The 26,091-nt window shown below is 45.8% G+C and carries 16 protein-coding genes; 4 read left to right on the plus strand and 12 right to left on the minus strand.

Translation table 11 applies throughout. The features are described 5' to 3' along the window. Positions 1-247: 247 nt before the first annotated feature. Positions 248-1,735 carry a polyphosphate:AMP phosphotransferase gene (gene pap, locus QUA24_RS07670; RefSeq protein ID WP_333228550.1) on the minus strand — a complete coding sequence of 496 codons (1,488 nt, stop codon included), beginning with the start codon at positions 1,733-1,735 and terminating at the stop codon, positions 248-250. 709 nt (positions 1,736-2,444) lie between these two features. Between pap and QUA24_RS07675 the strand changes: the two genes are divergently transcribed. Beyond that, a complete protein-coding gene (locus tag QUA24_RS07675; RefSeq protein ID WP_333228552.1) occupies positions 2,445-3,428 on the plus strand; it encodes a GNAT family N-acetyltransferase in 984 nt (327 codons plus the stop codon). Positions 3,429-3,555: 127 nt separating this feature from the next. On the opposite strand, the gene QUA24_RS07680 is transcribed toward QUA24_RS07675, so the two are convergent. From QUA24_RS07680 to QUA24_RS07705, 6 genes are all read right to left on the minus strand, one after another. After that, the gene (locus QUA24_RS07680) at positions 3,556-4,455 is read right to left on the minus strand and encodes an ABC transporter ATP-binding protein (protein WP_333228554.1); all 900 of its coding nucleotides are present in this window, start codon (positions 4,453-4,455) and stop codon (positions 3,556-3,558) included. 125 nt (positions 4,456-4,580) lie between these two features. Beyond that, positions 4,581-5,354, minus strand: coding sequence for an ABC transporter permease (locus QUA24_RS07685; protein WP_333228556.1), 774 nt, complete (start codon positions 5,352-5,354; stop codon positions 4,581-4,583). A gap of 251 nt (positions 5,355-5,605) precedes the next feature. Continuing rightward, positions 5,606-6,667 carry a hypothetical protein gene (locus QUA24_RS07690; protein ID WP_333228558.1) on the minus strand — a complete coding sequence of 354 codons (1,062 nt, stop codon included), beginning with the start codon at positions 6,665-6,667 and terminating at the stop codon, positions 5,606-5,608. Between the two features lie 506 nt (positions 6,668-7,173). Continuing rightward, positions 7,174-7,920, minus strand: coding sequence for a hypothetical protein (locus tag QUA24_RS07695; RefSeq protein WP_333228561.1), 747 nt, complete (start codon positions 7,918-7,920; stop codon positions 7,174-7,176). Positions 7,921-8,128: 208 nt separating this feature from the next. Further along, positions 8,129-9,154, minus strand: a complete 1,026-nt coding sequence (locus QUA24_RS07700; protein ID WP_333080249.1) for an ABC transporter permease — start codon at positions 9,152-9,154, stop codon at positions 8,129-8,131. A gap of 222 nt (positions 9,155-9,376) precedes the next feature. Beyond that, positions 9,377-9,721: a hypothetical protein gene (locus QUA24_RS07705; protein WP_333228563.1), complete on the minus strand. Its 345-nt coding sequence runs from the start codon at positions 9,719-9,721 to the stop codon at positions 9,377-9,379. Positions 9,722-10,214: 493 nt separating this feature from the next. Between QUA24_RS07705 and QUA24_RS07710 the strand changes: the two genes are divergently transcribed. After that, complete coding sequence (locus QUA24_RS07710; protein ID WP_333228565.1) at positions 10,215-13,628, plus strand: PAS domain S-box protein; 3,414 nt, start codon at positions 10,215-10,217, stop codon at positions 13,626-13,628. A 54-nt stretch (positions 13,629-13,682) separates the two neighbouring features. On the opposite strand, the gene QUA24_RS07715 is transcribed toward QUA24_RS07710, so the two are convergent. The 3 genes from QUA24_RS07715 to QUA24_RS07725 all read right to left on the minus strand — a co-directional run bounded on the left by QUA24_RS07715 (position 13,683) and on the right by QUA24_RS07725 (position 16,305). Further along, a complete protein-coding gene (locus tag QUA24_RS07715; protein WP_333228567.1) occupies positions 13,683-14,750 on the minus strand; it encodes an ABC transporter permease in 1,068 nt (355 codons plus the stop codon). Positions 14,751-14,903: 153 nt separating this feature from the next. Beyond that, on the minus strand, positions 14,904-16,037 hold the full coding sequence (locus QUA24_RS07720) for an AI-2E family transporter (RefSeq protein ID WP_333228569.1): 1,134 nt from the start codon (positions 16,035-16,037) through the stop codon (positions 14,904-14,906). Between the two features lie 115 nt (positions 16,038-16,152). Then, a complete protein-coding gene (locus QUA24_RS07725; RefSeq protein WP_333228571.1) occupies positions 16,153-16,305 on the minus strand; it encodes a hypothetical protein in 153 nt (50 codons plus the stop codon). Positions 16,306-16,448: 143 nt separating this feature from the next. Between QUA24_RS07725 and QUA24_RS07730 the strand changes: the two genes are divergently transcribed. Continuing rightward, on the plus strand, positions 16,449-18,236 hold the full coding sequence (locus tag QUA24_RS07730) for an efflux RND transporter periplasmic adaptor subunit (RefSeq protein ID WP_333228573.1): 1,788 nt from the start codon (positions 16,449-16,451) through the stop codon (positions 18,234-18,236). Positions 18,237-18,594: 358 nt separating this feature from the next. On the opposite strand, the gene QUA24_RS07735 is transcribed toward QUA24_RS07730, so the two are convergent. Both QUA24_RS07735 and QUA24_RS07740 read right to left on the minus strand, forming a co-directional pair. Beyond that, entirely contained in the window at positions 18,595-22,386 is a 3,792-nt protein-coding gene (locus QUA24_RS07735) for a chemotaxis protein CheB (protein ID WP_333228575.1), read from the minus strand. 406 nt (positions 22,387-22,792) lie between these two features. Further along, positions 22,793-25,522: an O-linked N-acetylglucosamine transferase family protein gene (locus QUA24_RS07740; protein WP_333228577.1), complete on the minus strand. Its 2,730-nt coding sequence runs from the start codon at positions 25,520-25,522 to the stop codon at positions 22,793-22,795. Between the two features lie 275 nt (positions 25,523-25,797). Between QUA24_RS07740 and QUA24_RS07745 the strand changes: the two genes are divergently transcribed. After that, positions 25,798-26,016, plus strand: coding sequence for a hypothetical protein (locus tag QUA24_RS07745; RefSeq protein WP_333228579.1), 219 nt, complete (start codon positions 25,798-25,800; stop codon positions 26,014-26,016). Positions 26,017-26,091 lie beyond the last annotated feature (75 nt).

Consider the following 26,091-nt stretch of genomic DNA (forward strand, 5'->3'; position numbering starts at 1 on the left):
TAACGCAGTCCGATCGCATTTATTCTGATGCTCGATTCCGGTCAGCTATCAACTATTGGTTGCAGGGTGCAAGCCCGCTACTTCCAGTCACAGATTGCTGACTGTTAATTGGTAATTGATAACTGGTAATAGTTGATTGGTAATTGGTAATGGAGCGAGGACGCCGCAGGTGGAATTGACAATTCAAGCCTGCTTTGTTCTGCCTACTTTTTTCCCCATTACCTGTTACCGATTCAGCAATCCCAATTTATCGGCGCTTCAGTTGATTCCGAATTGCCTGCGTTACCGTTTGAATTACTTTAACACGAGCATAATACTTGTTATTGGCCGCAATTAGCGTCCAGGGAGCAGCCGGCGTGCTGGTGCGCTGAATCATTTGATTCACCGCTACTTCATAATAATTCCACTTTTCCCGATTCCGCCAATCTTCCTCGGTGAGTTTGTATTGTTTAAATGAATTGTTTTGCCGCTCTGTAAACCGCTTTAGTTGCTCGTCAGGACTGATGTGCAGCCAGAATTTAACTAAGACACAACCGAAACTGGTGAGTTGCTCCTCAAATTCGTTGATTTCCTGATAAGCTCGGCGCCATTCGGGTTCGGTGGCAAATCCTTCGACTCGCTCGACGAGCACTCTACCATACCAACTTCGATCGCAAATGCTGATTTTACCAGCAGTTGGCAGCCGCTGCCAGAACCGCCAGAGGTACTGATGCGCTTTTTCTTCGTCTGTCGGCGCCCCAAAGGCATTAACGGTGTAACTGCGGGGGTCTAATACATCCGTCAAGCGTTTGATTGCTCCTCCTTTACCGGCGGCGTCCCAACCTTCAAACAGCACTAACACGGGGATTTCCTCTTCGTAGATACTTTGTTGCAGTTTCCCAAAACGGCTTTGTTCCTCGCGAAGTTGCTGTTTGTATTCGTCGGGCGACAACGATTGAGTTAAATCTACTTGGGCCAGCAAGTCGGGTTCAGTAGGTTGTAAGTGTTCTTGATGCGGCAATTGTATCGGTGCTGATTGCATCGTTCGTCTGTCTAAGGCTTCTGTAATTGTCGCTGCCATTTGCGTTAAAACTTTGACTCTCGCCCACCGCTGACAATCGCCTTCTACTAGCGTCCAAGGTGCGGGGCCCGTGCCGGTTTGGGCTACCATTTCTTCGGCAAAAGTTGTGTATTCTTGGTATTTTTTGGCTTGTTTCCAATCTTCGGGTCGCACTCGCCAAGCTTGTAAGGTGTCGTTTTCTAGTTTTTTGAGCCGATGCTTGAGTTCTTTTTTGCTCAAGTGAATCCAAAATTTGGCAATTGCGGCGCCGTCATCAACCATCTGCCGCTCGAAGGCATTGATTTGCCTGATGACTGTGGGTACTTGGGCGTCGGAGACTCGATCGAACAATCGGTCTTCTAAAATGTGAGTGTACCAACTGTGGTAGAAAAAACCAATTTTGCCGCGGGCGGGGAGTTTCTGCCAAAACCGCCACAGGAAAGGATAGCCCATTTCTGCATCTGACTGCGGCCAAATCGGGTGGACGGCAAACCCCCGCGGGTCCATGTACCCTACCATTTGTTTGACTAAAGCACCCTTGCCGGCAGCGGCCCAGCCTTCGAGAACGATAATTGCGGGCAATTTTTTTTCCCAGCAGGCTAGTTGGAGCGATCGCAACTGTTGCATTAAAATTTCTATCTTGGCATCATAGGTTTCTTTATCCAGCGAAATATCTAAATCGAGGTTGTCGAGCATATTTACCTCATATTAATCTGTAAAAAACAGTTTAACGTTAGTTTAACGTTTGGATAAAATTAAATCATCAACTCAGGCAAAAACGTTATATAAATTACAGTTACGGCTGGTTAAAAGCCGGAGCGCTCCTGCAATCAAATGCCAGCCTCGTTAATACTAGCAAGAACCCCTCGATTTTAAACTTGCAAAAAAAAACAGCTCAGGTTATAGTTGAAATAGGGGACTTTTAAATAAGTTCAATTTCTCCCCTCCCCCGATCGGGCGAGTTAACAGGAGGAGCCAAAAACCCGTGAAAAAGGATTTATTGTAAAACAGAGCAAAAGTAAAAATCAACTACCCGGTGGGGGTGACAACTTCTTTACTTAGCTGTAGAAACTTTATTCAAACAATAGTTACTTAAGCACCAAGCTTGGTAACGAAAGAGAGCGCGACTCATCGACATCCAGCCATAAACTCACATACAAAACTAGCCCGAAGGGGCAAACCAATTTTTATGATTGCCTAATTAGATAAAACCTGAAAGCCTGGGTGATATAAACAGGTTTCTGAGTTTTATCGACACCACAATAAATCTGCATTACATCCGCGTTTATCCGCGTTTATCTGCGGTTAAGCATCAAAAACTCGGATTTTTGCAAGAAATTCACTGTACTTGTTTGCCAATACCCATTAAGAGGAACAGTCCGAAGTTACGGATTGCAAGTTTTCTATGAATATCTTAACAACACGCTCCTACAAGGGCGAAACTGACTGGTGCGCGATCGCAAATTTGATCGATGCTTGCGAAGCAGTGGATCGACTCGGCGAAGAAGTGTCAGCAACTGAACTCAAGCTAATACTTGATGCACCCAAACTCGACAAAGCCCGCGACGTGCAGTTGTGGGAAGATGGTAATTACAAACTAATCGGTTTGTCACTCCTAGATATGCCAGATTTCCCGGCTGAAATAGACGCTTGTCTGTGGTTTTATGTGCATCCAAATTTCCTGGGCGAAGGATTAGAAAAAGACATAATTAAGTGGGGAGAAAAGCGGCTGCGCGAAGTGGCGAAAGAACGGAACTTGCCCGCGAAATTGCGTACCTACAGCCGGGAGGATAAAACAGATGAAATCATGCTTTTAAAAAAACAGGGCTTTGAGGTCGATCGCTATTTTTGGACAATGGCCCGATCCCTCGCTGAACCAATACCAACACCCGAATTTCCCGCAGATTTTGTGCTGACACACGTATCAGGAGAACAAGACATCCAACCCTGGGTAGAGATGTTCAACCAGTCATTTATCGATCACTGGAATCATCACGATTTAACTGCGGAAACAGTGCGCTACTGGATGCAAGATCCGAATTATCAGCCGGAATTAGATTTGATTGCTGTTTCGGGCGATTCTCTGCGGGATAGCTTCGCTTCACGCAAATTTGCAGCTTTCTGCGACTGTCAAATCAAACCCCAAAAAAATGCCCGCAGCGGCACTAAAGACGGTTGGATTGAATTGTTGGGTACGCGGCGCGACTTTCGGAAAATGGGTTTAGGAAAAGCGATGCTATTAGCTGGTTTGCATAAGTTGAAAGCAGCGGGTGCAAACACAGCTAAACTCAGCGTTGATGCTGACAGTTTGACGGGGGCGACAAAGCTTTACAAATCAGTGGGTTTCCGCCCGATGGAAACTTGGATCGAGTGGGCTAAGACTGTGTAAACCCGTGAGGGTGGTCAGAAACCGGGTTTTTGCGAGATAGTGCGTTACAGTCGGCAAAAATGGCAAAAAACCCGGTTTTTTGGTTTTTTGAAGCGCACCGGGCGGATGTACGCTGATGGACGCATATTTAAGATGCAGTTTGTTTAGTCACTTCTACATAAATATGTTCTAACCGCACCGGATACCGAGCGATTGAATCAATAGAAATCCCATCGAACAGCAGAATAATCTCTTTTAATTCTAAACGTTCCGGCAGCCAAAAAGCTAAATCGCTACCGTAGCGGCGGGGTATAAAACTGTATTGTTTAGCGCGGGCGATGACTTCAGCTTCTTCCTCGGTTTTTACCACGATAATTTCTTGAGCCGGAATCAGTTTTTGCAACTCTTCTAAACTACCTTCAGCTACAATACTGCCATTTTTTAGAATCCCGATTCTCTGACAAAGACGCTCAGCTTCATCCAACAAGTGAGTTGTCAGCAAAATTGTAATTCCTTCCGATTGCAAACGCTGAATTAACTCCCAAATTTCATAGCGAGCCTCAATATCTAAACCCGTTGTGGGTTCATCTAAAATTACTAATTTAGGCTGGTGTACCAAAGCCACCGCAATATTCAAACGGCGCTGCATTCCTCCGCTCAAAGTTTCCACGGGGCTTGTAGCTCTATCTGTCAAATTTACGGCTTTCAAACAGTGTCTTACTTGATAGCGCCGCTGTTTGCGCTCTAAGCCGTAAATTTGAGCAAAAAAGTTGAGATTTTCTTCGCAGCTAAGGCTTTTGTAAAGCAAATTTTCTTGAGGCGCTACCCCTATTAAGGATTTTGTAGAGTCAGAAACAGGTTCGCCATTGATGGAAACTTTGCCGCTGTCGGCATTTAGCAAATTGCATAAAATATTGATAGTTGTAGTTTTGCCCGCCCCGTTTGGTCCGAGCAAACCGTAAATTTCTCCAGCTTGAATGTGCACTGTTAAATCTCGAAGCACTGAACGCTCGCCGTAAGACTTATTTAACTTTTCAATTTGCAGCACTGCTTTAATTCTCCGTATTATTTTATATATTTACGGTTGTTTATGAACTATTAAACCGCAGAGAGCGCAGAGAGCGCTGAGTCAGAGAACAGAGAGATGAATAATTACGACATAATGAGATAGTTTTAAAGTCTTCTTTCTACTCTCAGCATCCTGCGGTAAGAAAGCCATCCACCTGCAATCATGGCAAGAGAAAATATGAATAAATACCAAAAGTGTTCGGAAATATCAGCCAAATCTTTGCCGTCAGCCCACACACCCATCAGCGCTTCGTTCATGTGATAAACTGGATTGTACTGGGCGAGCTCCAGCAGACTTTTGGGAAACAGCGAAGTTGGCAAAAATGCGCCTCCTAAAATCAACAAAGGAACGCCGAAAGCGGCTACTAGCGAGTTGACATCTTCAGTGCGCCTCGCAAACTGGGTGCCGAGAATAAAGCCTACACCTACATAAGATACAATACTGAGCAGAATAATCGCAGATCCTAACAGGATAGAGCCTTGAAATTGTGCTCCTAAACAAGAGGCGATCGTGTATACTAAAATGACCTGACCGATGCCGATACAACTGTGAGCCAGGAAAATTCCTAAAAAGTAGGAAGTGCCGCTCAGCGGGGAAATAAACAAGCGTTTGAGGGTATGCTGTTCTCGCTCTGCTACTACTGTTGCTACGCTACCACCGAGACAGCTAAAAAATAAAGCCGCTCCTACTAAGCTTGCCGGTGCAGCAACTTCAAAGGCTTTTGCTGTGCTGAGATTAGCGCGTTCTTTTAAAATTAAACCGTTAATTAGCAAGATAGAAACTGGAAAAATACTCCACAAGACTAAGCTGCGTCGCCGCCTCCCCAATTCAATTAAAATTCGCTGCGCTACTGCGAGCGTTTCGTACCAGTATTTCATAAGAAATCTATTAATATTGTTGTGAGAATTGGGAATTGGCTAGCGCGCCACCGGATATCATACCATAGAGATGCCAATAAGTTGAACTCTCAATAAAAAACCCGCAGACGCGGGTTTTGTGATTTTAGGGGGATAGGTTTTAACACCAGTTAAAAAAAAGAACGGAACAGTAACAAGTTCTAAACCTCTATCGAATCAGTTATTCCCAGCAAATCGAAAATGGTATAACTTGTCGCCCTCTGTCGCTGCTGTCAATTAATACTAAAGTTCTTGCCTCTGTAGCATCCTTGAAAAGAAGTTAAACTGGTGCCGTTTTTCTGTTCCAATTTAGTCACGAGAGAAGAAGTATTGCTACTTTCAGGGGTAGCACCCCACTTGTAGATAAAGTCGCCGAGATTGTCTCCGGTTTCTTCGTAGCTGTGCTCTTCAATTGGAATTCCCGAAACTCCTGAAACAGTTTGGTTATGGTATCCGTTAACAATGATTTTTTCGATTACTGCGCCCGGTTCTGCGGTAATGTTCCATTGCACGGGTTCATAAGCTGAAAGTGCGAGAATTATTGGCTTGTTTCGGCGTTCTACTTTGACTTCGATCCTCTCCGAGGGCTTCGCTAACGCCCTTTTAGAGAAATTTCGCTCCCCGTGATCCGCATTAGCTTCGTAAACGCCTATTAAATGAAGTTCTTGGTTTCCGCTTGAGGAACCGATATAAGCTGAAAAATCGTTGGAACCGCCAAGCCCGCAGTTGGCGCCCGAACTAATTGGGGAAACAAAAGCTGTTTTTTCGGCTAGTTTCTGCTGCACTGCCGGTACTACCCACAATCCGGTTCCGATGCCTAAAGCACCTATCAAAGCAGCCGCGATACCGAAAGGAAGGGCATTTGTGAGGTTGCGAACAACTGGTTTGGCTGTTAGTTGAGATAGCGTTTGCTGCCAAGTTTCACCAGTTTGATCGGCATTGCCGCCATCGAGACAGGCCAATAAACCTAAACTTTCCGGCTGTTCGAGCAGACTTTGAACTGTTTTCCCTTCGCCGACGTAGAGATTTCTAGTTTCGGTGTCTAAAAGCAGCCAGTAGCGATCGCCCTCGCCGAGGTTGTACTCTTGTACCGCAGGATCGACTAAATCGTGCTGCAAAAACACCAGCCAAGCCATATTATTGCCCGTGCCGACTGTTTTGCCGTCGCTGGATATAAGTTGGTCGATGTCGGGTTCCCAGCGCCAAGCTACCCAGCGACTATCTCCTCGATAGCCCAGGGATTTTTCCAGTTGCGGATGAGCGGTTATTTCTAAACGTTGAACTAAGTTTGACACTAGATGTCCTCCTCAAGTGTGATCGGGTCTAGAGCAATTTTGTTCCAATTTATTAAAACAAATATTTTGCTCATGAAGAGCCTCCGAATAATCGGGTTAATTTTGTCTTGCTAATGTTATCAGCCGGTACTTTTCCAACCACACTGGCTTAACAAAAATATGCCTGTTGAATGGTTTAGCTTGAGAACTTGGAGCTGGTGAGCACCCGCCTGGTAATAATTTTAACCTGTGCTGATAACTAATCCTGTTACGGATTAAAGCTAGCTATCTATCACTGCTTCTACCTGGTTGTCCAGTTTTGAAAGAGTGCTTGGCCCATAGGGTCTACAAGTTCTTAGCTTAACTTTTATTTTGCTACTCTGCTACAAAATATGCCGATCGCACCTGACATCAATATTATGCAGGCAAATAAATATTCTGGCTTTCTCGCGGGTGAAATATCCCTGAAAAAGAGAACGTTTCCGAGAAACCCGGTTTCTGTGATGAAAGTTCTGACACTTCGCCTATTACTGGCGGGGGCCATCAATTGCATCTCTAGTCGGTGCAACACCTCCAGGACCAAAGGAACTCGGCGGCACTCTCGGAAGATTGAGATTGGGATTGGGAACTAAATCGCTGTTGCTGTCGCCAGCATTTCCACCCGTGGGAGACGCACTATTATTGGGAGTGGTACTCGGTGAACTTCCCGGATTGAGATTATTGGGATTGGTATTCGGCGAAGTTCCCAGATTGGGATTATTGGGAGTGGTATAGGGCGCACTTCCCGGATTGAGATTATTGGGATTGGTGCTCGGTGAAGTTCCCGGATTGGCATTATTTGGAGTACCTGCGGGCGAAGTTCCCGGATTGGCATTATTTGGAGTACCTGCGGGCGAAGTTCCCGGATTGGCATTATTGGGATTGTTGGGATTTGCCGTGCGTGTAGGAGTAGTTACCGGGGTACCGACAGCATCTCTGGTGATGGCGTTGGGGTTCGGGGGAGGAGGCGGAGGAGTGCCTGCATTGGGGTTATTTGCAGGAGCATTGCCGGCAACCGGAGCAGGATTTTGGGGAGCAGCATTGCTGCCGCACAAGCTGACTAAATCAAAAGTTGTGCCCCCTCGGGTTTCGATAAAGCAAACCGGCACATTTACATCGGGGTTTGAGGCTCTGGGAAAATCGGCTGTTCCCGGCATGGGACGGCTAAAGGCAGCTTCAGCCATCAGTGGGGTCAAGGCCGCCGATAGAGCGGCGATTGTTCGCAATAATCTCATCAGCGTTTCCTCAAATGTATAATTTTATTTTCTCCAGTATTGCCCATAAATTGCCAAGTGTCGTCACTCTAAAAGCCGATCGATCTTTTTGACAACTGCTTCTACAGGCCCACCGCTGGCTGCAACATCTCGCGCAGACAGAAAGTACAGGTAGAAAAAGGCGAAAGTGCAACAGTCGCGCATCCGTTGCCCTTCTTCCTTGATATTTTTAGTACCGAATTCGGGGGTCAACGTAAGCGTTCAAAATATCAATTACAATGCTGGCAATTACGACAATTGCCGCAAAAAACACCACAATACCTTGAACAGTTGGATAATCCCGCAAGCTAATCGCTTCGTAAAGACGATTTGCCAACCCCGGCCAAGAAAAAGTAACCTCTGTTAAAATAGCACCGCCCAACAGTGCAGCAAAAGTCAATCCTAAGACAGTAATCACCGGAATTAGTGCATTTTTCAGAGCGTGAGCCCATAAAATCTGGAATTCTGGAATGCCTCTAGCTCTAGCTGCTTCGACATAATCTGCTTGCAAAGTTTGCTTGAGATTCACCCTGACAATGCGCTCGAAAATGCCGCTCAAAAGAATCCCCAACGTCAAACTCGGAAGTGCTAAATAATGCAAAGATGTGAGAAACTGACCAGGGTTAGCGCTCAGGAGACTGTCAATAGTGTATAGTCCTGTGTAGCCTTCGGGGGCGGGGAATGTGACGGGAAAGCGAGTTCCCAAGGGGAACCATCCCAACTGCACCGCGAAAATTAATTGCAAAACCATGCCGGCCCAAAAAGCGGGCAGCGAGTAAGTGATAATGCCAAACAAACGGCCGACAGCATCGAAAATAGTGTTGGGGCGGGATGCTGCCAGGGAACCGATACTGATGCCGACAATTAAAGCTATGGCCATGCTACAAACTGCTAATTCCACTGTAGCGGGGAAATAATCTCCGATAATTTGCCACACGGTTTGTCCGCGAGTGGTGATTGAGGTTCCCAAGTCGAAGCTCAACAAGTCTTTCATGTATTTGAGATATTGCTGCCACAGGGGTGCGTCGAGGCCGAGTTGAGTTCGCATTGCTTCTTTGGCGGCTGCGGGAGCTCGTGAGCCGAGAATGGCATCTATGGGGTCGCCTGGAGTAGCGCGCAACAATAAAAATACTGCTGTGGTGATTGTCCACAACATTAGGGGTGCCAGAAGCAAGCGGAGAAAAATATAAGATTGCAGGGCTTTGGAACGAGACATAATATTTGGGAATTGAGAATTGGAAATTGAAAATAGACAGTTGACTGGATTTTACTTACATCTTGCACTATTCTCAAGAACAGGAAAGATACCTGTTCCACAACAGATAAATTTTATTTTAAACCGTTGCTCCTCGCCCGCCATGAAAGGATGATTGAGAATGGCGTCAGATATAAGTTTTAGCGAAAAAGCCGATCGACTTTTTCGCAATTCCCGATTTTCTTATTCCCCTAGCAGCGATTCAAATGCAGCTTGCAAAGACTTGATATCGCCTACTCTGGCTACTAACAAGTTTTCGCTGCCGGCATCCTGCAGCCTGTGTCTCCAATACTGGATGCTATCGGAATTGTTCATCCAGAAACTAATCACGGTGTTTACAACTCGATCGACATCCCAGCCGCGGTTAGGAGAAACTGTCTCTACGGATGCCACAAACGCATCGAGAGTACACTTTCGGTTTGCCAAGTATTCTACACCGGAAGGCTGCTGTTGTTGCAGCAATTCCTGCTGCTGCTTGAAAAACGTTAAAGTTGGAGATACGCCCAGGATTTCAAATGTATAGTTCATGTCATCCTCCAGAAGTATTATTTTGCCCAAATGTCGATCGTCCAAAAAGCTGAAAACACTCAAATTTATCGTTGACGCAAAATCACCTACGCTTAAATTTTTCCCGAGAGTTTGCTCTGGATTTTGCCAACTTATTTTATTAATAGCAAATTTTTAAAGGGAAGATTGTTAAATTGTTTACATTTATCGCAATCATAATCCTCAACAACGATCGGTATTTTTCCAGCAGTATTTTCACGTAGGTTGGGTGGAGGTACGAAACTCAACCTACTTTCTAAAGATTGTTAAATTACTTACAGTTGTCCGCCTCGCCACCCTCAACTCAACTGACAAGAGAATAGCAGTGGTATTTTTGGAGCAACCAAGTTGCTAGGTTTTCTCAAATACCGCCGAGATTAGTGGTAGCTTAGGTTCAGGGAATTTACAACAAGCATACGCAAAGTCGGTATCTGTCAAAATATTGATGTTATTGAAAAGTCTGAGCAGTTGTGTGATGAAAAGCTCGCCCAAGATGTCACTGAGCCTAGTTTTGTTGATACCGCTGGTGGTGCAAATCTCCGTAGCAGTGGGCGTGACTGGATGGCTGTCGTTTCGCAACGGCCAGAAAGCTGTTAATGACCTTGCTACGAGGTTAAGCTTGGAAGTTGCAGCGAGGACGAAAGAAAATTTCCGCAGTTTTGGGGATGTGTCTCACCTGTTCCTGCAAATGAATAGTGCTGCCATCGCCTCTGGAAACTTAGACCCGGAAGACCTCCCCAACTTAGAGCGCTATTTGTGGAACCAGACCAAGCTGAGCGATCGAACTACAACCATCTACTACGGCGACGAACAGGGAAAATTCCTCTTGCTCAAGCGAGAAGCAGAAAACTTAGTATACATCAGAGACGAATCAACCGCTCCAAACCGCGAAATTTATCGCCTAGATAGCCAAGGAAATCGCACTGAGCTAATCCAAACCGTCCCCTATGACCCCCGTACTAGACCGTGGTACAAAGCTGCCAAACAGTCAGGAAAAGCCTCTTGGTCTCCCATCTACCCCTTCGCAGCCTCGCCAGTTCTGGGGATTACGCCGGTGAGGCCTATTTACAATGAAACAGGAAACCTGCAAGGGGTATTGGCAATTGACCTGACTCTTTCTCAAATCAGCGATTTTCTTAAAAGCATTAAAATTAGCCCGTCAGGACAAGTTTTTGCGATCGAACGCAGCGGGGAAATAGTCGCCAGTTCCACAGACGAATTGCCCTTTGTCACAGACAAAGACGGACAAAAACGGCTGTTGGCGACACAGAGCAAAAATTTGCTAATTCGATCGGCCTCCACATACTTGCAAAAACGATTTGATAGTTTTGAACAAATTGACAGCCAAGGACAGTTTACCTTCGAGATAGACGGCAAACGTCAATTTATTACCGTTGCTCCCCTGCAAGACGGCCGCGGCCTCGATTGGCTGATTGTAGTCGCAATCCCGGAAGCCGACTTTATGGAGCAAATTAACGCTAACACTCGCACAACTATCTTATTGTGCTTTTTTGCCTTCGTACTGGCGATCGCACTCGGAATATTTACCTCTCGCTGGGTTGTCAAACCGATTACCCGATTGCTGGAAGCTTCCAAAGCTTTAACAAAAATGTCGGAATCATCCGACTTCACCTCCCCAGAATTAGACGGTCAAGTCGAAGTTCAAGGAGTCAAAGAAATCGGTCTCCTAGCTCAGTCTTTCAACCAAATGGCGAGACAATTGCGATCGTCTTTTGTTGCCCTAGAACAAACAAACTCTAGTTTAGAACAGCGAGTAGCAGAGCGGACTGCCGAACTCGAAGCGGCAGAAGCAGAATTGCGGGCTTTGTTTGCAGCTATGAATGAATTAATTATAGTTGTGGACGCCAGCGGTCGCTATTTAAAAATCGCGCCCACAAATCTTTCTCTGCTCTACAAACCAATCGAAGAATTAGTTGGCCAAACAGTCACAGATGTGTTTCCGCAAGCTACATCAGACAATTTTCTCAAGCACATCCGAGCAGCTTTAGATACTCAGCAAACTGTCAGCATCGAGTACGATTTAACCATTAGCGACCGCGAAGTTTGTTTTGCAGCCAGCATTTCACCGCTTTCAGCAGAATCCGTCATTGTGGTAGCCCGCGACATTACCGAACAGAAGCGAGCCGAATCAGCGCGACGCCAAAGGCAAAAACAATTGCTCAAACAAAATACGGTTTTGGTAGAATTGGCAAGAAATAAAGCGCTGTATCGAGGCGATTTGCAAGTAGCTTTGAGGCAAATCACCGAAGCAGCAGCTCATACTCTACAGACAGAAAAAGCTGGCGCGTGGCTATACGATGAGAGTCGATCGAAACTGCAATGTCTCGACCAATTTAGCCGCAGCAACCCGCACCATTCCCAAGGTGCCGAAGTCGCAGCAGCCGACTATCCAGCTTATTTTAAAGCTTTGGAAGAACACCGGACGATCGCAGCCGATGACGCACTCTCAGATGTGAGAACCAGAGAATTTGCCGAATCTTACTTTGCAAAAGTGGGTACTACATCAACCTTAGATGCGCCGGTGCGGCTGGGAGGACAAACCGTCGGAGTCATCTGTATCGAACAAGTGGGAACTACTCGCAACTGGACATTAGACGAACAAAATTTTGCTGCTTCCCTCGCAGATTTGGTATCATTGGCGATCGAAGCCAGTGAGCGCGATCGTACACAAATCGCTCTGCGTCAAGCAGAACAAAAATATCGTAGCATCTTTGAAAATGCCGTTGAAGGAATTTTTCAAAGAACCCCCGAAGGCCACTTCTTGAGCGTAAATCCAGCTTTAGCCCGCATCTATGGCTACGCCACTCCCGAAGAATTGACATCAAATCTCACAAACATCAGGCAGCAAGCTTACATCAATCCTCAGCAGGGGGACAAGTTTATGCAGGTGATGGAAGAATTCGGAGAAGTTTCGGGGTTTGAGTCACAAGTTTACCGCGTTGACGGCAAGATAATTTGGATTTCCGAAAGCGCGCGTGCAGTGTGCGACGCCGACGGCGAGGTACTCTACTATGAAGGCAGCGTCGAGGATATTAGCGATCGAAAAGTCTTTGAATCCGCCTTGCAACTCGCCGTAGAAGCAGCCGAAGCAGCTTCCACCGCAAAAAGCGCATTTTTGGCAAACATGAGCCACGAACTGCGAACACCTCTGAATGCCATCATCGGCTACAGCGAAATGCTCCAAGAAGAAACCGAAGAATTGGGTTACGATGAACTCACCCCAGATTTAGACAAAATTCGCACTTCCGGCCGACACTTGCTATCGCTAATTAACGACATTCTCGACATTTCTAAAATCGAAGCCGGCCGCATGGATCTTTACTTAGAAACCTTCGACATCGCCGCCTTGATTAAAGAAGTCGCATCTACTGCCGCGCCGCTAATTGAGAAAAACGGCAACACTCTAAACTTGGATCAAATTAGCAATATCGGCACCATGCACGGTGACATTACCAAAGTGCAGCAGATTTTATTAAATTTGCTGAGCAATGCCGCCAAATTTACTCAAAACGGTACAATTACCCTCACAGCCAGCCGAGAAAAAATTACCGATGACAGCAGCGAAGCAAAACAAGAAAACACTTCTGAACCTGCGGCAAGTTCTCAATCTTCAATTGCTAGTAAAGAATTTTTAGTTATTAATTGTACAGATACAGGAATTGGGATGACTCCCGACCAGTTGCAGCACATTTTCCAACCCTTTACCCAAGCCGACGCTTCCACCACCCGCAAGTACGGCGGCACCGGTTTGGGACTGGCAATCAGCCAGCGTTTTTGCCTAATGATGGGTGGCAATATTTCCGTAAAAAGTCAGGAGGGTGTTGGTTCTACTTTTACCATTCGCTTGCCGGTTAATCTGCCCAATTAGGGGGCGTACTCTTACACCTGCTCTGCCTAAAAACTAGAAATTCCCAATTCCCAATTACCTTTGAATGCTACGCGGATCGAGAGCATCCCGCAACCCATCCCCCAATAAATTAAACGCCAAAACAGTCAAAATAATCAGTATCGCCGGAGGCCAAACCAACCAAGGCTGCAACACTAAAATTGAAGCATTAGTAGACAGGGATAGTAAATTTCCCCAAGAAGGATCGGGCTGTTGAATTCCCAAGCCAATTAAACTCAAAACCGACTCCGCCACAATAAAACCCGGAACCGCCAAAGTAGCAGAAATAATTACATAAGTAGCAGTTTGTGGCAACACGTGGCGGACAATAATATAAATTGGGTTAGCACCCATTGCCCGCGCCGCTTGCACAAATTCTCGTTGTTTAATTGACAGTACCTGACCGCGAATTACCCGCGCCAAACCCGCCCAATTGATAAATGAAGTAATCAGCACAATCAATATAAATCGCTGAGCACTTGTCAATCCTGGTGGCAATACTGCTGCTAGCGCTACTAATAAATAAAGACCGGGAATCGTCATCAATACTTCGGCGAAGCGCATTAAAATACTGTCAATCCAACTGCCGAAATAACCAGATATGCCTCCGATCAACAATCCCAATGGGAAAGAAATTGCTATGCCAACTAAACCGATGCTGAGGCTAATTCTGCTGCCGTGTACTAAGCGACTGAATTGATCGCGAGCTTGTTCGTCCGTGCCTAAAATGTTAATTTGACCTTCTCCTGTAGTACCAAACAGGTGCCTGTCTAATGGCAAAAGTCCTAAAAACTTATAGGGGGAAGCTTTGACAAACAAACCGATAGCAGAGGGTTTTTGCCAGTCTACAATTACCTCACGAGCGCCGGTATTAGCATCCACCGGGCCCTGAGTAGTCGGATAAACGTGGGGCCCGATAAAGCGCCCATCTTGGGTGCTTAAATAAATCTGAGTGGGCGGCAGCAATGAACCGTTTAATTGAGAGTCGTAGGGGTCGTAAGGTGCCACAAATTCGGCCAAAAGTGCGACTGTATAAAAAATTAACAGCAGCACGGCTCCCAACCGAGCTAGAGGATTGTTTCTAAGATTTTGCCACCATTTCATAAGTTTTTAGGTTTGAGGTTTTAAGTGGGCTAGTAATCAAAACTAAAGTTCTTTGTATAGACTTTAGTCTTTTCTTAATGGACTCAGCAGCCAAAAGTTAATTCCTGACTTATAAAAGTTTTCCCAACTGAATTACTTACTACAAACATTAGACTACTTTTGTTCATCTGCGAGCAAGATTATTCTACTTTCATCTTCTGGTATTTTTCCTAATTCCTCACCGCTAAAAGGATTGTAGAAAAACGATCCTGTTTGGGGTGGCAATTTGGGATTGAGTACAATTTCTACTATACTTTTTACAACCCCAGTGAGCGGAATTGCCAGGATAACTCCCAACAATCCTCCTACTCTACCTCCTAACAGCAAAGCTGTGAAAATAACTACCGGGCTTAATCCGGTGAGATTGCCCATGATTCGAGGAGCTACTAAATTATCCTTGATTTGCTGGAGACCGATCGCCACTACCAAGACTTGCAGCGCCAGCCACCAATCAATAAAGGCTACAATTATACTAACAGTGCCAATTCCCAAAGTTGCTCCAATAAACGGAATTATTTCCGTCAACCCTATAAATACCGCAAACAACAGAAAAAACGGAACTTGCAGCCACCAAAAAGCCAGAGTCAACGAGATGGCCATCAAGAGTCCCAGCAATAACTGTCCCGATACAAATCGCTGGAGGTTTCGCTGCAAAGTCTCTGTTAAAACATAGCGAATGTCTGGGGAAAAAATACTGGTCAAACCCTGCCAAACTCTTTGCCCGTCTAGGAGCATATAAAAGGAAATTACCACAATAAAAATCAAGTCCAAAAACCAGTTAACAGTACCGACAACTAAGCCTAAACTCGTACCGGCGAGCGCCTGCACTTGTTCCTGTACTTTCGCTGATAACTGCTGCTCCAATATTTGCACGTTAAACGGCAAATTGCGCTCGGCACTCCAGGCTTGAAATTCAGCTAGCTGCAGTCGCCCCGACTCCAGTAAATCCGGGAACCTCACCCCCAACTGGCTCGCTTGGCTGAACACGGGCGGCACAATAGTTAAACCGATTACTACTACTATCACACCCGCAGTTAAATAAACCAGCCCTGCAGCTACTCCCCGCGGCAAAAATACTTCCAGTCTTTTTACTGCATAATTTAATAAAAATGCAATGAGTCCCGCTGTTACTAAAATGCTAACCAGTTCCCCAACATAACTGACAGCAGTCAAGGTAAACCATCCCGTCACTAGCACTAGCAGCCAAGTAATTAGAAACTGTTGGAGGGGAGAAAAAAGACTATTCATTTTGATTTTTTTTAAATAAAGTGGCACAATTTTTTCAGCAGATGTGCCGTATTATACAGTAAACACATGAGAGTAGAAGTTAGGAATAATCAGTTCAAGATTAGACTGAGTTTTCTCAGCATTGATAGATAGGTGACGACCAAACCACTTGGGGAGAGACAATGCCAGCCCGATCGCCCCGACGATCGTCCATCGCGCTAATATTCAGTATGCCCCGCACGCAGATCAAATTAAATATCGATCGCACAAACTCCGATCTATTCGCCATTGTAGGGTGAAATGACGCCGCACTCACCCAAAAGGGGGACGCGGGATTGCTGAGGCTATCCGCTAAAATGAATCAAATATAAAAACCGCAATCTTTCTTTACAATAAAAAAACCACAGGCTAATAGCGGCGAGAGGAACTACCGTGACCAATCAAGTTTTTTCAGAAGCGGAAGAAAAGCAACCCCTTCCCCCCGTGGAGAGCGGGCACGACAGGAACTCAGCAGTAAATGTAGCTGAAAGTGAAGTCTCAGACAACTCTCGCTGGCAATTCTCCGGTGAGGATGATGAACGAGAAGTTGCGCTGGAAGTTCCAGAAATCGAGGAGGAACAAGTTTGGGAACCAGAAGCAACTGAAGTTGGGCGCCCCAAAGAAATCAGGTGGCCTGCCTTGTTGGCGGGCGCAGGGATTGGCGTGGCTGCAACGTTGCTAGCAGTAAAATTGACTGCGGGCAATCAGAGTTCGCCTCCTGCCGCTCCAATTCCATCGGCAACTCAGCAGGCAATGGCTCCGACGGTGACAGTGGCGTCTGTGGAATCTGCCCAGGTGGGTGAAACTCTGGAAGCGACGGGTACAGTGGCAGCCTATGACTTACTGCCGGTGCTACCACAAGCCAACGGTTTGCAAATCAAGCAGGTGTTGGTGAATGAAGGAGATGCGGTAGAAAAAGGGCAGACGATGGCGGTTTTGGACGATTCGGTGCTACGATCGCAAATTGCCGAAGCCCTTGCGGGAGTACAATCAGCCAATTCTACGGTAGAACAAGCCGAAGCTCAGGTACAGCAAGCCGAGTCAGCCCAACAAGAAGCCCAAGCCGGCGTTGCTCAAGCCCAAGCTGGCGTTGAAAAAGCCATCGCTGACGCAGCGCAAGCCCAAACAGGCGTCGGGCAAGCAAGAGCCGGTGTGGAACAAGCTAAAGCTGGTGTCACTCAAGCTAAAGCCGGCATTGCCTCCGCTCAGGCTAAATTAGATCAAGCTCAAAGAGAAGTAAATCGCACCCAAGATTTGGCTTCTCAGGGAGTAATTAGTCGGCAAGATTTAGAAAGACGCAAGACAGAGCGGCAGACTGCTGTTCAAGACTTGAACAAAGCTAAAGCTGACTTGAATACAGCTTTACAAGAACAGAATAAAGCAGCAGAAGAAGTGCAATCTTCTCTTGCTAAAGTAGCTACGGCAGAAGCTAATATCAGTACGGCTAGAGCAGCCCTCAGCAGCGCTCGTGCTAAAGTGAATACGGCCGGAGCGAGTGTCAGCAGTGCGAGAGCAAATGTGGGAAATAACGCAGCAAGTGTCCGCAGCAATGATGCACAAGTCAAACAGTTACAAACTCAATTAGAACAAACTATTGTTCGAGCGCCGGATAGTGGTACTGTGGCTGAAAGAATTGGTCGAGTGGGCGATGTTTCTTCGGGAAGTCAAAAACTATTTTCGATTATTCGCGGTAACAAGCTGGAACTGCAATTGAAAGTACCGGAAAGTCAGGTTTCGCAAGTGCGGCCGGGAACAGCAGTGCAAATTACTTCGGATTCTGACAAGCGGATTAAGTTGTCAGGAACTGTGCGAGAGATTTCGCCGGTAGTTGACCCGCAAAATCGGCAAGCTACGGTGAAGATTGATTTGCCGGCAAGCGAGTTTTTGCGATCGGGAATGTTTTTGCGCGCATCCATTGCGACGGCAACGGCTCAAGGTTTGAAAGTCCCCGCTAAAGCTATTTTGCCGCAACCTGACGGTAGTTCTATTGTTTATAAACTTGTCGGCGAGGACAAGGTGCAGGCTCAACCCGTGGAAATAGGGGAAATTTCCGGGGGTGCGGTGGGCGATTTGACTGCTGCTAAGGTGGTGGTTAAAAAAGGTTTGAAGGCGGGCGATCGGGTGGTTGTTAGTGGCGCTGGTTTTCTTAAAGATGGCGCTGAGGTTAAGGTTGCTAAATAATTATATCGATTCCGGTTGCACTCTTTATCATTGTTGACGGTTGACTGTTGACGGTTGACTGTTGACTCGATTTTATTATTGTGATGCAACCCGAATGATTGTTGACTGTTGACTGTTGAAGGAGGGGTGGAAAAACTCAATGGGTGAGTGTTAAATGTTGACTCGATTTTATTATTGTGATGCAACCGGAAACGAGATCAGATGAGGAGATAAGATTAGAAATAATATTAATTGCGGTGGCGGCGGAATGATATCAAATCCGCGCTTATCTTCCTGATAAAGTCGAATCAAGCTGCCAAAAAATAAGTCGCGAAATTTTCATTGTTTTGACTCACAGTCAACAGTCAACAGTCAACAATCACGAGATATCTGTTCGTAGCGGCAACCTCACGGTAAACGTTGCCCCTTGTCCCTCACCCGCACTTGTGGCAGTAACAGTACCGCCATGGAGTTCTACTAAATGACGCACGATCGACAGTCCTAGCCCCAATCCAGAGTCTCTGCGAGAGTAGCTACTATCCGCCTGACGGAAGCGATCGAACACATAGGGGAGAAAATCAGGGGAAATCCCTTTACCAGTATCGCTAACTTGGATTTGAGCGATTCTATCCATGTAGTCTAATGCGATGTCAATTCTTCCTCCGGCTGGGGTGAATTTAATCGCGTTTGAAAGTAGATTCCACACCACTTGTTGTAAGCGACTTGGATCGCCCAAAATCTTTGGTTTTAAAGGGCTTAGCCTGGGTTCAATTTGAATATTTTTGGCTTCTGCGGCGAAACGAATCACCCCGATCGCATTTTCAACCAGTGGATTGAGCTCAACTTCAGAAGCATTGAGCCGAAATTGGCCTGTGGTAATCCGCGAAACGTCTAATATGTCATCGATGAGCTGGTTTTGTGCTTTGGCGGCGCGCTCGATCGTTTTTAGCGCCTCCTGGGTTTTAGCCTCGTCAAATTTTTTCAGGCGCAGCAACTGTGCCCAGCCAATCATCGCATTCAGCGGCGTCCGCAGTTCGTGAGAGAGGACGGACAAAAACTCATCTTTGACGCGGTTGGCCTCCTCAGCAGCCGCACGAGCCGATTGTTCTTGAATCCGAAGGCTGCGTTCTCTCTCGTACTGTTTTTGGTCGGTGATATCCTCGATCGCCAGCAGAATCATCTGTGTATCGCCAACCGGAGGCATTTTGCGGGCATTGAGCTGCATTGTTTTATGCCCGATGTGGTCAAAGTTATGCTCGACTTCAAAATCTTTAAACTGGGGATTGCCTGCCAGAATTTCTTTGAGGAGCGATCGCAACTTGGGAATATTCCACTGTCCATTACCGAGATCGAAAAATGAGCGGTGCTCTGTTTCGCTCGCCATCACCTGAAACGTCTCGTAGAAAGAACGATTGGCAGTGAGCGCCCGCAGATCGAGATCTAGCACTAGCAATGGTTCCCGCACGGTTTCCACGATCGTTTCGGCGTAATTTTTCGCTTCCATCAAATGCTGGGCGCTGACTTTGAGCTCGTTGATATCCACCAACATCAGCACAGCCCCATCAATCTTGTGGTCGAGCGTCCGGTAGGGTCGAATATGCAGATCGTACCAACGACCCTCTCGATCTTGAACCTCCTGAACTTTCAAATTGAGCGTGCGGATCACTCCTAAAATCCATTGCTCTAAGTCCGGTACTATCAACTTGTGAGTGATGTCGCTCAAAGACCGCCCGACATCGCTAGAAATCAAGTTGAAGATGTCTTCAATTGCGGGAGTAAACCGGCGGATTCGCAGGTCGCTTCCCAGCATCAGGATCGGAATATTGATGCTAGTCAGGAGATTTTCTAAATCGTTGCTCACCTCAGTCGATTCCAAATTGCGCCGCTGCAATTCGTCATTAATCGTGTTGAGTTCTTCATTTGTTGCCTGAATCTCTTCTTTCGCCGTTTCGAGTTCCTCATTCATGCTTTGCAACTCTTCGTTGCTTGACAAAATCTCTTCGTTGGCGGCTCTCAAATCTTGATTAGCGGCTTGATGTTCTTGAACGATCGCTCCGAGATGTTCTTTTGTAGTTTTCAGTTCCTGTAGCAGCCTTGCAATCTCCTCACTTTCACCCTGTGAAGGATCAGAGTTGACTCTATCCTCGTCAGCAGCAGCAGGCATTACAGAGATCGGGGACTCCTCTTGAAACAACACTAAAAAATACTCTTTTGCCGCAGCGCCGGCTTGGAATGGAATCACATTAATTCCGATATGCCGGAGGCGAGCGCCGTCTTTAAGTTGGAAGCCTGTCCGTGCGATCGGCTGCTTATGATGTGAGGCTTCTTGAATTGCAGTACGCAGTTCCACGCGCAACCCTTCTTTTGCCATTCTCAGCAGGCTAAAGCTCGCTTTACCGGGAGCCGGTTCTAGATAGGCATTCGTCTGGCCTCGAAATTGCAGAATCTCGCTGGCTGTATTAATCACGACCCCGACAGGGGCATAGTGATTCAAAACAATGCGGTCGGCCTCTTTTTCCATTTCGATTTCCTCCAATCTTTCCGTGTGCTGGGCTGGTGGGTTGGGAGGTGTCAGAGGATAGTTGCTAGCATTTAAATCCATGCTAAGCCAATGCGTTACCTGTTTTTTAGTATAAATTTTATTCTTTTTATCGAATACCGCAAACAATATTGAAAACTCTCCAACCGTTTCCGAAGTGCCTAACAGCAAAAAGCCCGCGGGCCCAAGCCCATAGTGGAACATTGGCAGCAGTTTTTTCTGCAACAGGGGTGTCAGATAGATCAGCACGTTCCGACAGGTAATCAAATCCATCCGCGAAAAGGGCGGATCGGCGATCAGGTTTTGTCTAGCAAAGACGCAGAGTTCGCGCACGGGCTTAGCGATTTGGTATCCGCCCTCGACTGGGACAAAGAACCGATTTAGGCGTTCGGGTGAAATATCGGCGACTTGGGCATTGGTATAAAAGCCAGTGCGAGCGATCGCGATCGCATTTTCGCTGATGTCTGTGGCATAAATCTGAATCGGCAGGTTAGTAGATCGAGCTGCTAAAAACTCTAGCAAGCAGATGGCCATCGAGTAAGCTTCTTCACCCGTTGAACAGCCGGCAATCCAAATTCGGATCGGTTTTTTCGGCGATTTATCTTTGACGATTGCGGGAAAAACAGTGCTGCTTAAGACCTCAAAGCTTTCTGGGTCGCGGAAAAAGCTGGTGACATGAATTAAGACATCGTGATACAGCGCCGTTACTTCTGCCGGGGTGCTTTGGAGATATTCGGCATAATTTTCGATCCGTTCGAGCTTGTAGAGCAACATCCGCCGATGTATCCGTCGCTTCAAGGTGGTTTGTTTGTAGTGAGTAAAGTCAACTCCTGTAGCCGCCCGCAGCAAACTGTAGATAATTGCGATCGCATCTTCGCTTGCGATCGCATCTTCGCTTGCGATCGCATCTTCGCTTGCGATCGCATCTTCGCTTGCGATCGCATCTTCGCTGCTGGTCGATTCTGTCAAAAGCCGATCGCTCATGTAGGGATGACGGCCGATCTCTGCTATTTTATAGGCTATTTTTTCCGGTGGCAAGATAAAGTCTACCTGACCCGTAGCCACCGCAGTATTCGGCATACTGCTAATTTGTGCTGTGTCTTCACATTGGGCAAAAGTAATACCGCCTGTGGCCTTAATCGCTTTTAACCCTTGGGCACCATCGCTGTCGCCCCCGGACAAAATAACGCCGATGGCTTTGTTCCCCCGTTCTTCGGCGAGGGAAAACATAAAAATATCGACGGACATAAATACCCCCTTTCGTGTGCCGCGAGGCCTTAGCTTCAGCACTGATCGCTCGATGGTCATGCTGAAATTCGCGGGGATAACGTATACCTGATTCGGTACTATGAGCATCCCATCTGTCACCTCATGCACGGGCATCAGGGTCGATCGAGCCAGAATCAAACTCAACCCACTTCCCTGATTCGGCAACATATGCTGAATTATTATAAACGCCATGCCGGTATCGATCGGCAAATGGCTCAGTAATTGCATAAAGGCTTCCAATCCACCCGCAGATGCTCCTATTGCGACTACAGGAAATAAATCGTTTTGATTGTTGTGCGGCTTTCTATCAGTTTTGATACCAGCTTTAGGTCGAGATTTCTTGGGATACTTATTCTGACTCATTTTTTTGACCAGATAGCTTCCTGGCGGCGTATTATAGTTATCTTGCCTGTAAATTTGATATATATATATATATATATATCAAAATGAATAAATGAGCCATCTACCTGCCGATATAATCTCTACGCGAGCTCGGTCGGCGCGCTCAATCGATTTTAAAATTCTTATTTGGGATTGCGAGCTTTCCTAGTGGGGGACAAGATTGAAACGGGAAATCCCGTATAAATTATGCTAATTGTACTGTTAAAAGTGGACAATCAGTGAACTTTCCAGATTCTGCGATCGGACTATGAAGTCTGACCCAAAAACAACCATTTCATCCTATTTTAATAGGATTACTTTCAAAAGACCCCGAAGGGTAGGGTAGGAAATCAGACTTTATTTGTTTTTTTCAAAAAATGGCTGAGTTCTAAAGCCGATTCACTATTAGCATTTTTTCAAATACCGAACCCAAAGCTGCCGAATAAGCGCAACTATCGAGAAACCTCGGTTGCTGCAGCATTTTGTATTGGATTTCATCGCGCTTTTGCTTTCGCAATTGGGCATTAATTCCGAGTGCGACACTCAAGTTAATATAAGACTCTTCGCTGTCAGTAATTAAATCAAACAACTGGATGTCTCGCAGGAGTGCTGCCCCTTGTCTGGAACGCAAATTATTCCCGTCTCTCACTACAGTAGGCAATCCAACTTCTAACGGATCAACCGTCGAATTTGCACCCGCGTAGGGATAGGAGTCGAGATAGACATCAGCCAGTTGTAACACTGCTTTCACATCTTCGCGATTCGCCAGGGTATTTAATAAAATTAAACGAGTGTGATCGATACTGTATTTATCAAATATAGCAGACATTTTATTGATAAACGGCTGTTTGACGTAATCACCAGACCAGGTATTGCCGAAGGGATATAAAACTAGGACAGAATTGGGCACGGCTGCGATAATCTTTGCCCAAGTTTCTCTGAGTTCGGGAATAATCTTGAATGTATTAGCGCCGGAAATAAATACAACTGCTGTCTCGGAAATTCTCAAGCTTTTTCTCTCAAATTTAATACTTGCTTCTGCTTTTTGGATGCTATAATTGAAGCAAAATCCTGTCCCATCTAACATTACTAACCGTTCACGATATTGTGATTGCGCTTCTTGCAAAGGTTCCGTTAAAGTGCCGGAAATGTAGTAATCGATGTTGCGGATGCCTGTAGTGACGGGAGAGGCAAAATAGGTGGTCTGTAACCGTGCTAGGCGGTGCAAAGCTAGTAAAATGATGTTTTGAGCGGCATTGGTGACGATCGACCCTACAAACAAAACATCTAGGTCATCGGCGCGAATCATCTCAACTTGACTGCGAAGTTCCTGCGGTAACTTCACCAGTTTGTCGGCCCGACTTTGACAGTATATATCCAAAGGGTGATCGCTCGCGTTGAGGACATATAAAATAATCTCAAATTTCTCTCTGTCTAAATGATCAAAAGCCGGGATAGTCGTAAAAGTTTCTGAAATAGGCGCGAAACTTGCTTTGAGAATGCCGAGGCGAATTTTGCCTCTATTAGCGGGGCGTTTGTCAAAGCTGAAGTCAATCTGATGTCCCCTGGCTTTTAGGATCGATTCTAGAATATCCGAGCGCTTGCTATAGACATCTTTTAAGTTTTTTGTGCTAAAATATAGGGGGACAAAGTTAACGGTATCTGCAAAAATCAAAGCAACATTTTGCCAAATGTCTGAGTCGGGATTGCTGAAAACGCGACTGTGAACTAAATCTACTAATTGCTGCATATAGCTACAATAGTTCTCGACTTCTCCCACTTCTTGAAAATAACTGGGTAAGTAAAGCATAAACTCCAGCAAATCGTTAAAAAACCACTGGGGAACAGCAGTTCTACCATACTGCAACGGCAACTGATCTGCCCGCCGATACAGCATTGCCGCTAGCAAATATTGAATAGCTTCAGCAGCTTCAAATCCTTTAGCAACGTATAGAGATAACTCGTCTACTTCCCGCTGTTCGACATCAGTCAGAGGTTCGTCTCTCATGCCACTAGCTAATAGCATTTTCTGGGCTTTTCCCGCACGGCCAGAATAGCTGCTTTGCAGTTTATCTGGTGGTGCAGATAGCCAAAATTCGGCTAATTTATGGCGGGCTTGACGCAAATCTGTTAAGGCAGATTCATGGGATGTGCTATGATAGCGATCGATACAACTGGACAGCCAACTGAGAAATTGAGGCGACTCTGGGTTGAGCTGAACTTTGATAGTTTCCTGATGCAGTCGGAGGGATAAACGCTCTAGGGTTCCGCCATTTCGCGGCAAGGATAAGCTGGAAAATGGACTCGGCAAGTCGGCTACTAAATCTAGCTGATTGAGGAGTTCAAAACATCCGCCCGATGTCAGATTGAGAACTTGAATTAGGGGATGGTTGAGCGGCAAGCTGCTCAGCATTTGAGGGTTGTAAACTGACATCAAAGTATTTTTGATATCTAGTTCTTGGCTATCCGGGGATTTCAAAGGTAGATTTAGCTTGGATTTTAATAATTCTAACACTTTGCCGGGAGATGTTAGCAAGGTATTCAAATTTACAAGTAGGCATTGATTGTCATGGCGTTTATAGAATTCTAAGATGTGGCGATTATAAAATTTCCATATCCTTAAGCAAGATTCTGGGTTTTGTGAGAAAAATGGGATGTTCAACCGCAATATTGAATCCGCTACATCCCAAGGATAGCGGTAGACAAATAAATAGCGAGCATTCGGGATGATTTGATTCCAGAAATCTAACATTAAACTGGTGCGCGGATCTTTCCAACCCCAAAGTTCTGAGTGGTTGGATCGAGATTTGACTAATTGTTTTGCAGGCTCTATATTGGTGTTAAGTTTTTGCAGGTCTAGCTGTTCGCTTTCTGTCCAACCCCAATCGGGAAAACCTGTTTCGTCAGACTGAGAGCAAGCTTGCAGAATTGTTCGCTGAAATTCGACAAAATCTATATCTTCAAAGTAGCCTTGGGGATTCCAATAGTTGCCTTTCAGGAGATTGTCTCCCAAGTCAATGCCGATTTTCTGTAGGAAGGCAGCAGTCAGAGAAGTTCCAGATCGGTGCATTCCAGTAATAATGAGAACAGGAGAATTGGTTCCGCTATTTAATAACATTTATTACCTTCTTTAGGATTAAAAAAACTTACTTGTGGTTAATTAGTCTATTCAAGTGATATATGCTTACGTATATACGCTTACAAAAATATTGTGATTTTTGTAACAATATGCTTATATAAATAGCATCTTTTGTCCCAAATAAAACAAATTTTGCCTAAAAAACTTTTTGGGAAAATTCGCATAATTTTTGGGAAAAAGCACTGATAGATAATTAGGGCGTAGTAGCTAAGTAAAATTAGCGATCGCCTGTTTACCGTAAGCAGGAAAAAAACGTGGCAATATTTCTGGGTACATCCTTAGATGACACTCTCAAGGGCGGATTAGGCAACGACAGCCTTTTTGGCGCAGACGGCAATGACTCTCTGAGTGGTTCTGGCTCCAATAACACCTTAGATGGCGGTGCGGGCGATGATACTCTCGCACCAGGCGTTAGTGGCAATGATAGCCTCTTTGGTGGTGATGGCAATGACTTGCTTTATGGAGGTTTTTAGTGCGATTCGTTGAAACGTGAATCACGGTAATCAGTCCGTACATAGCGTTTCCAGCCACAAGGCTGAACTCTCGGC

The organism is Microcoleus sp. Pol12B5, assembly GCF_036701335.1.
Classification (GTDB): Bacteria; Cyanobacteriota; Cyanobacteriia; order Cyanobacteriales; family Microcoleaceae; genus Microcoleus.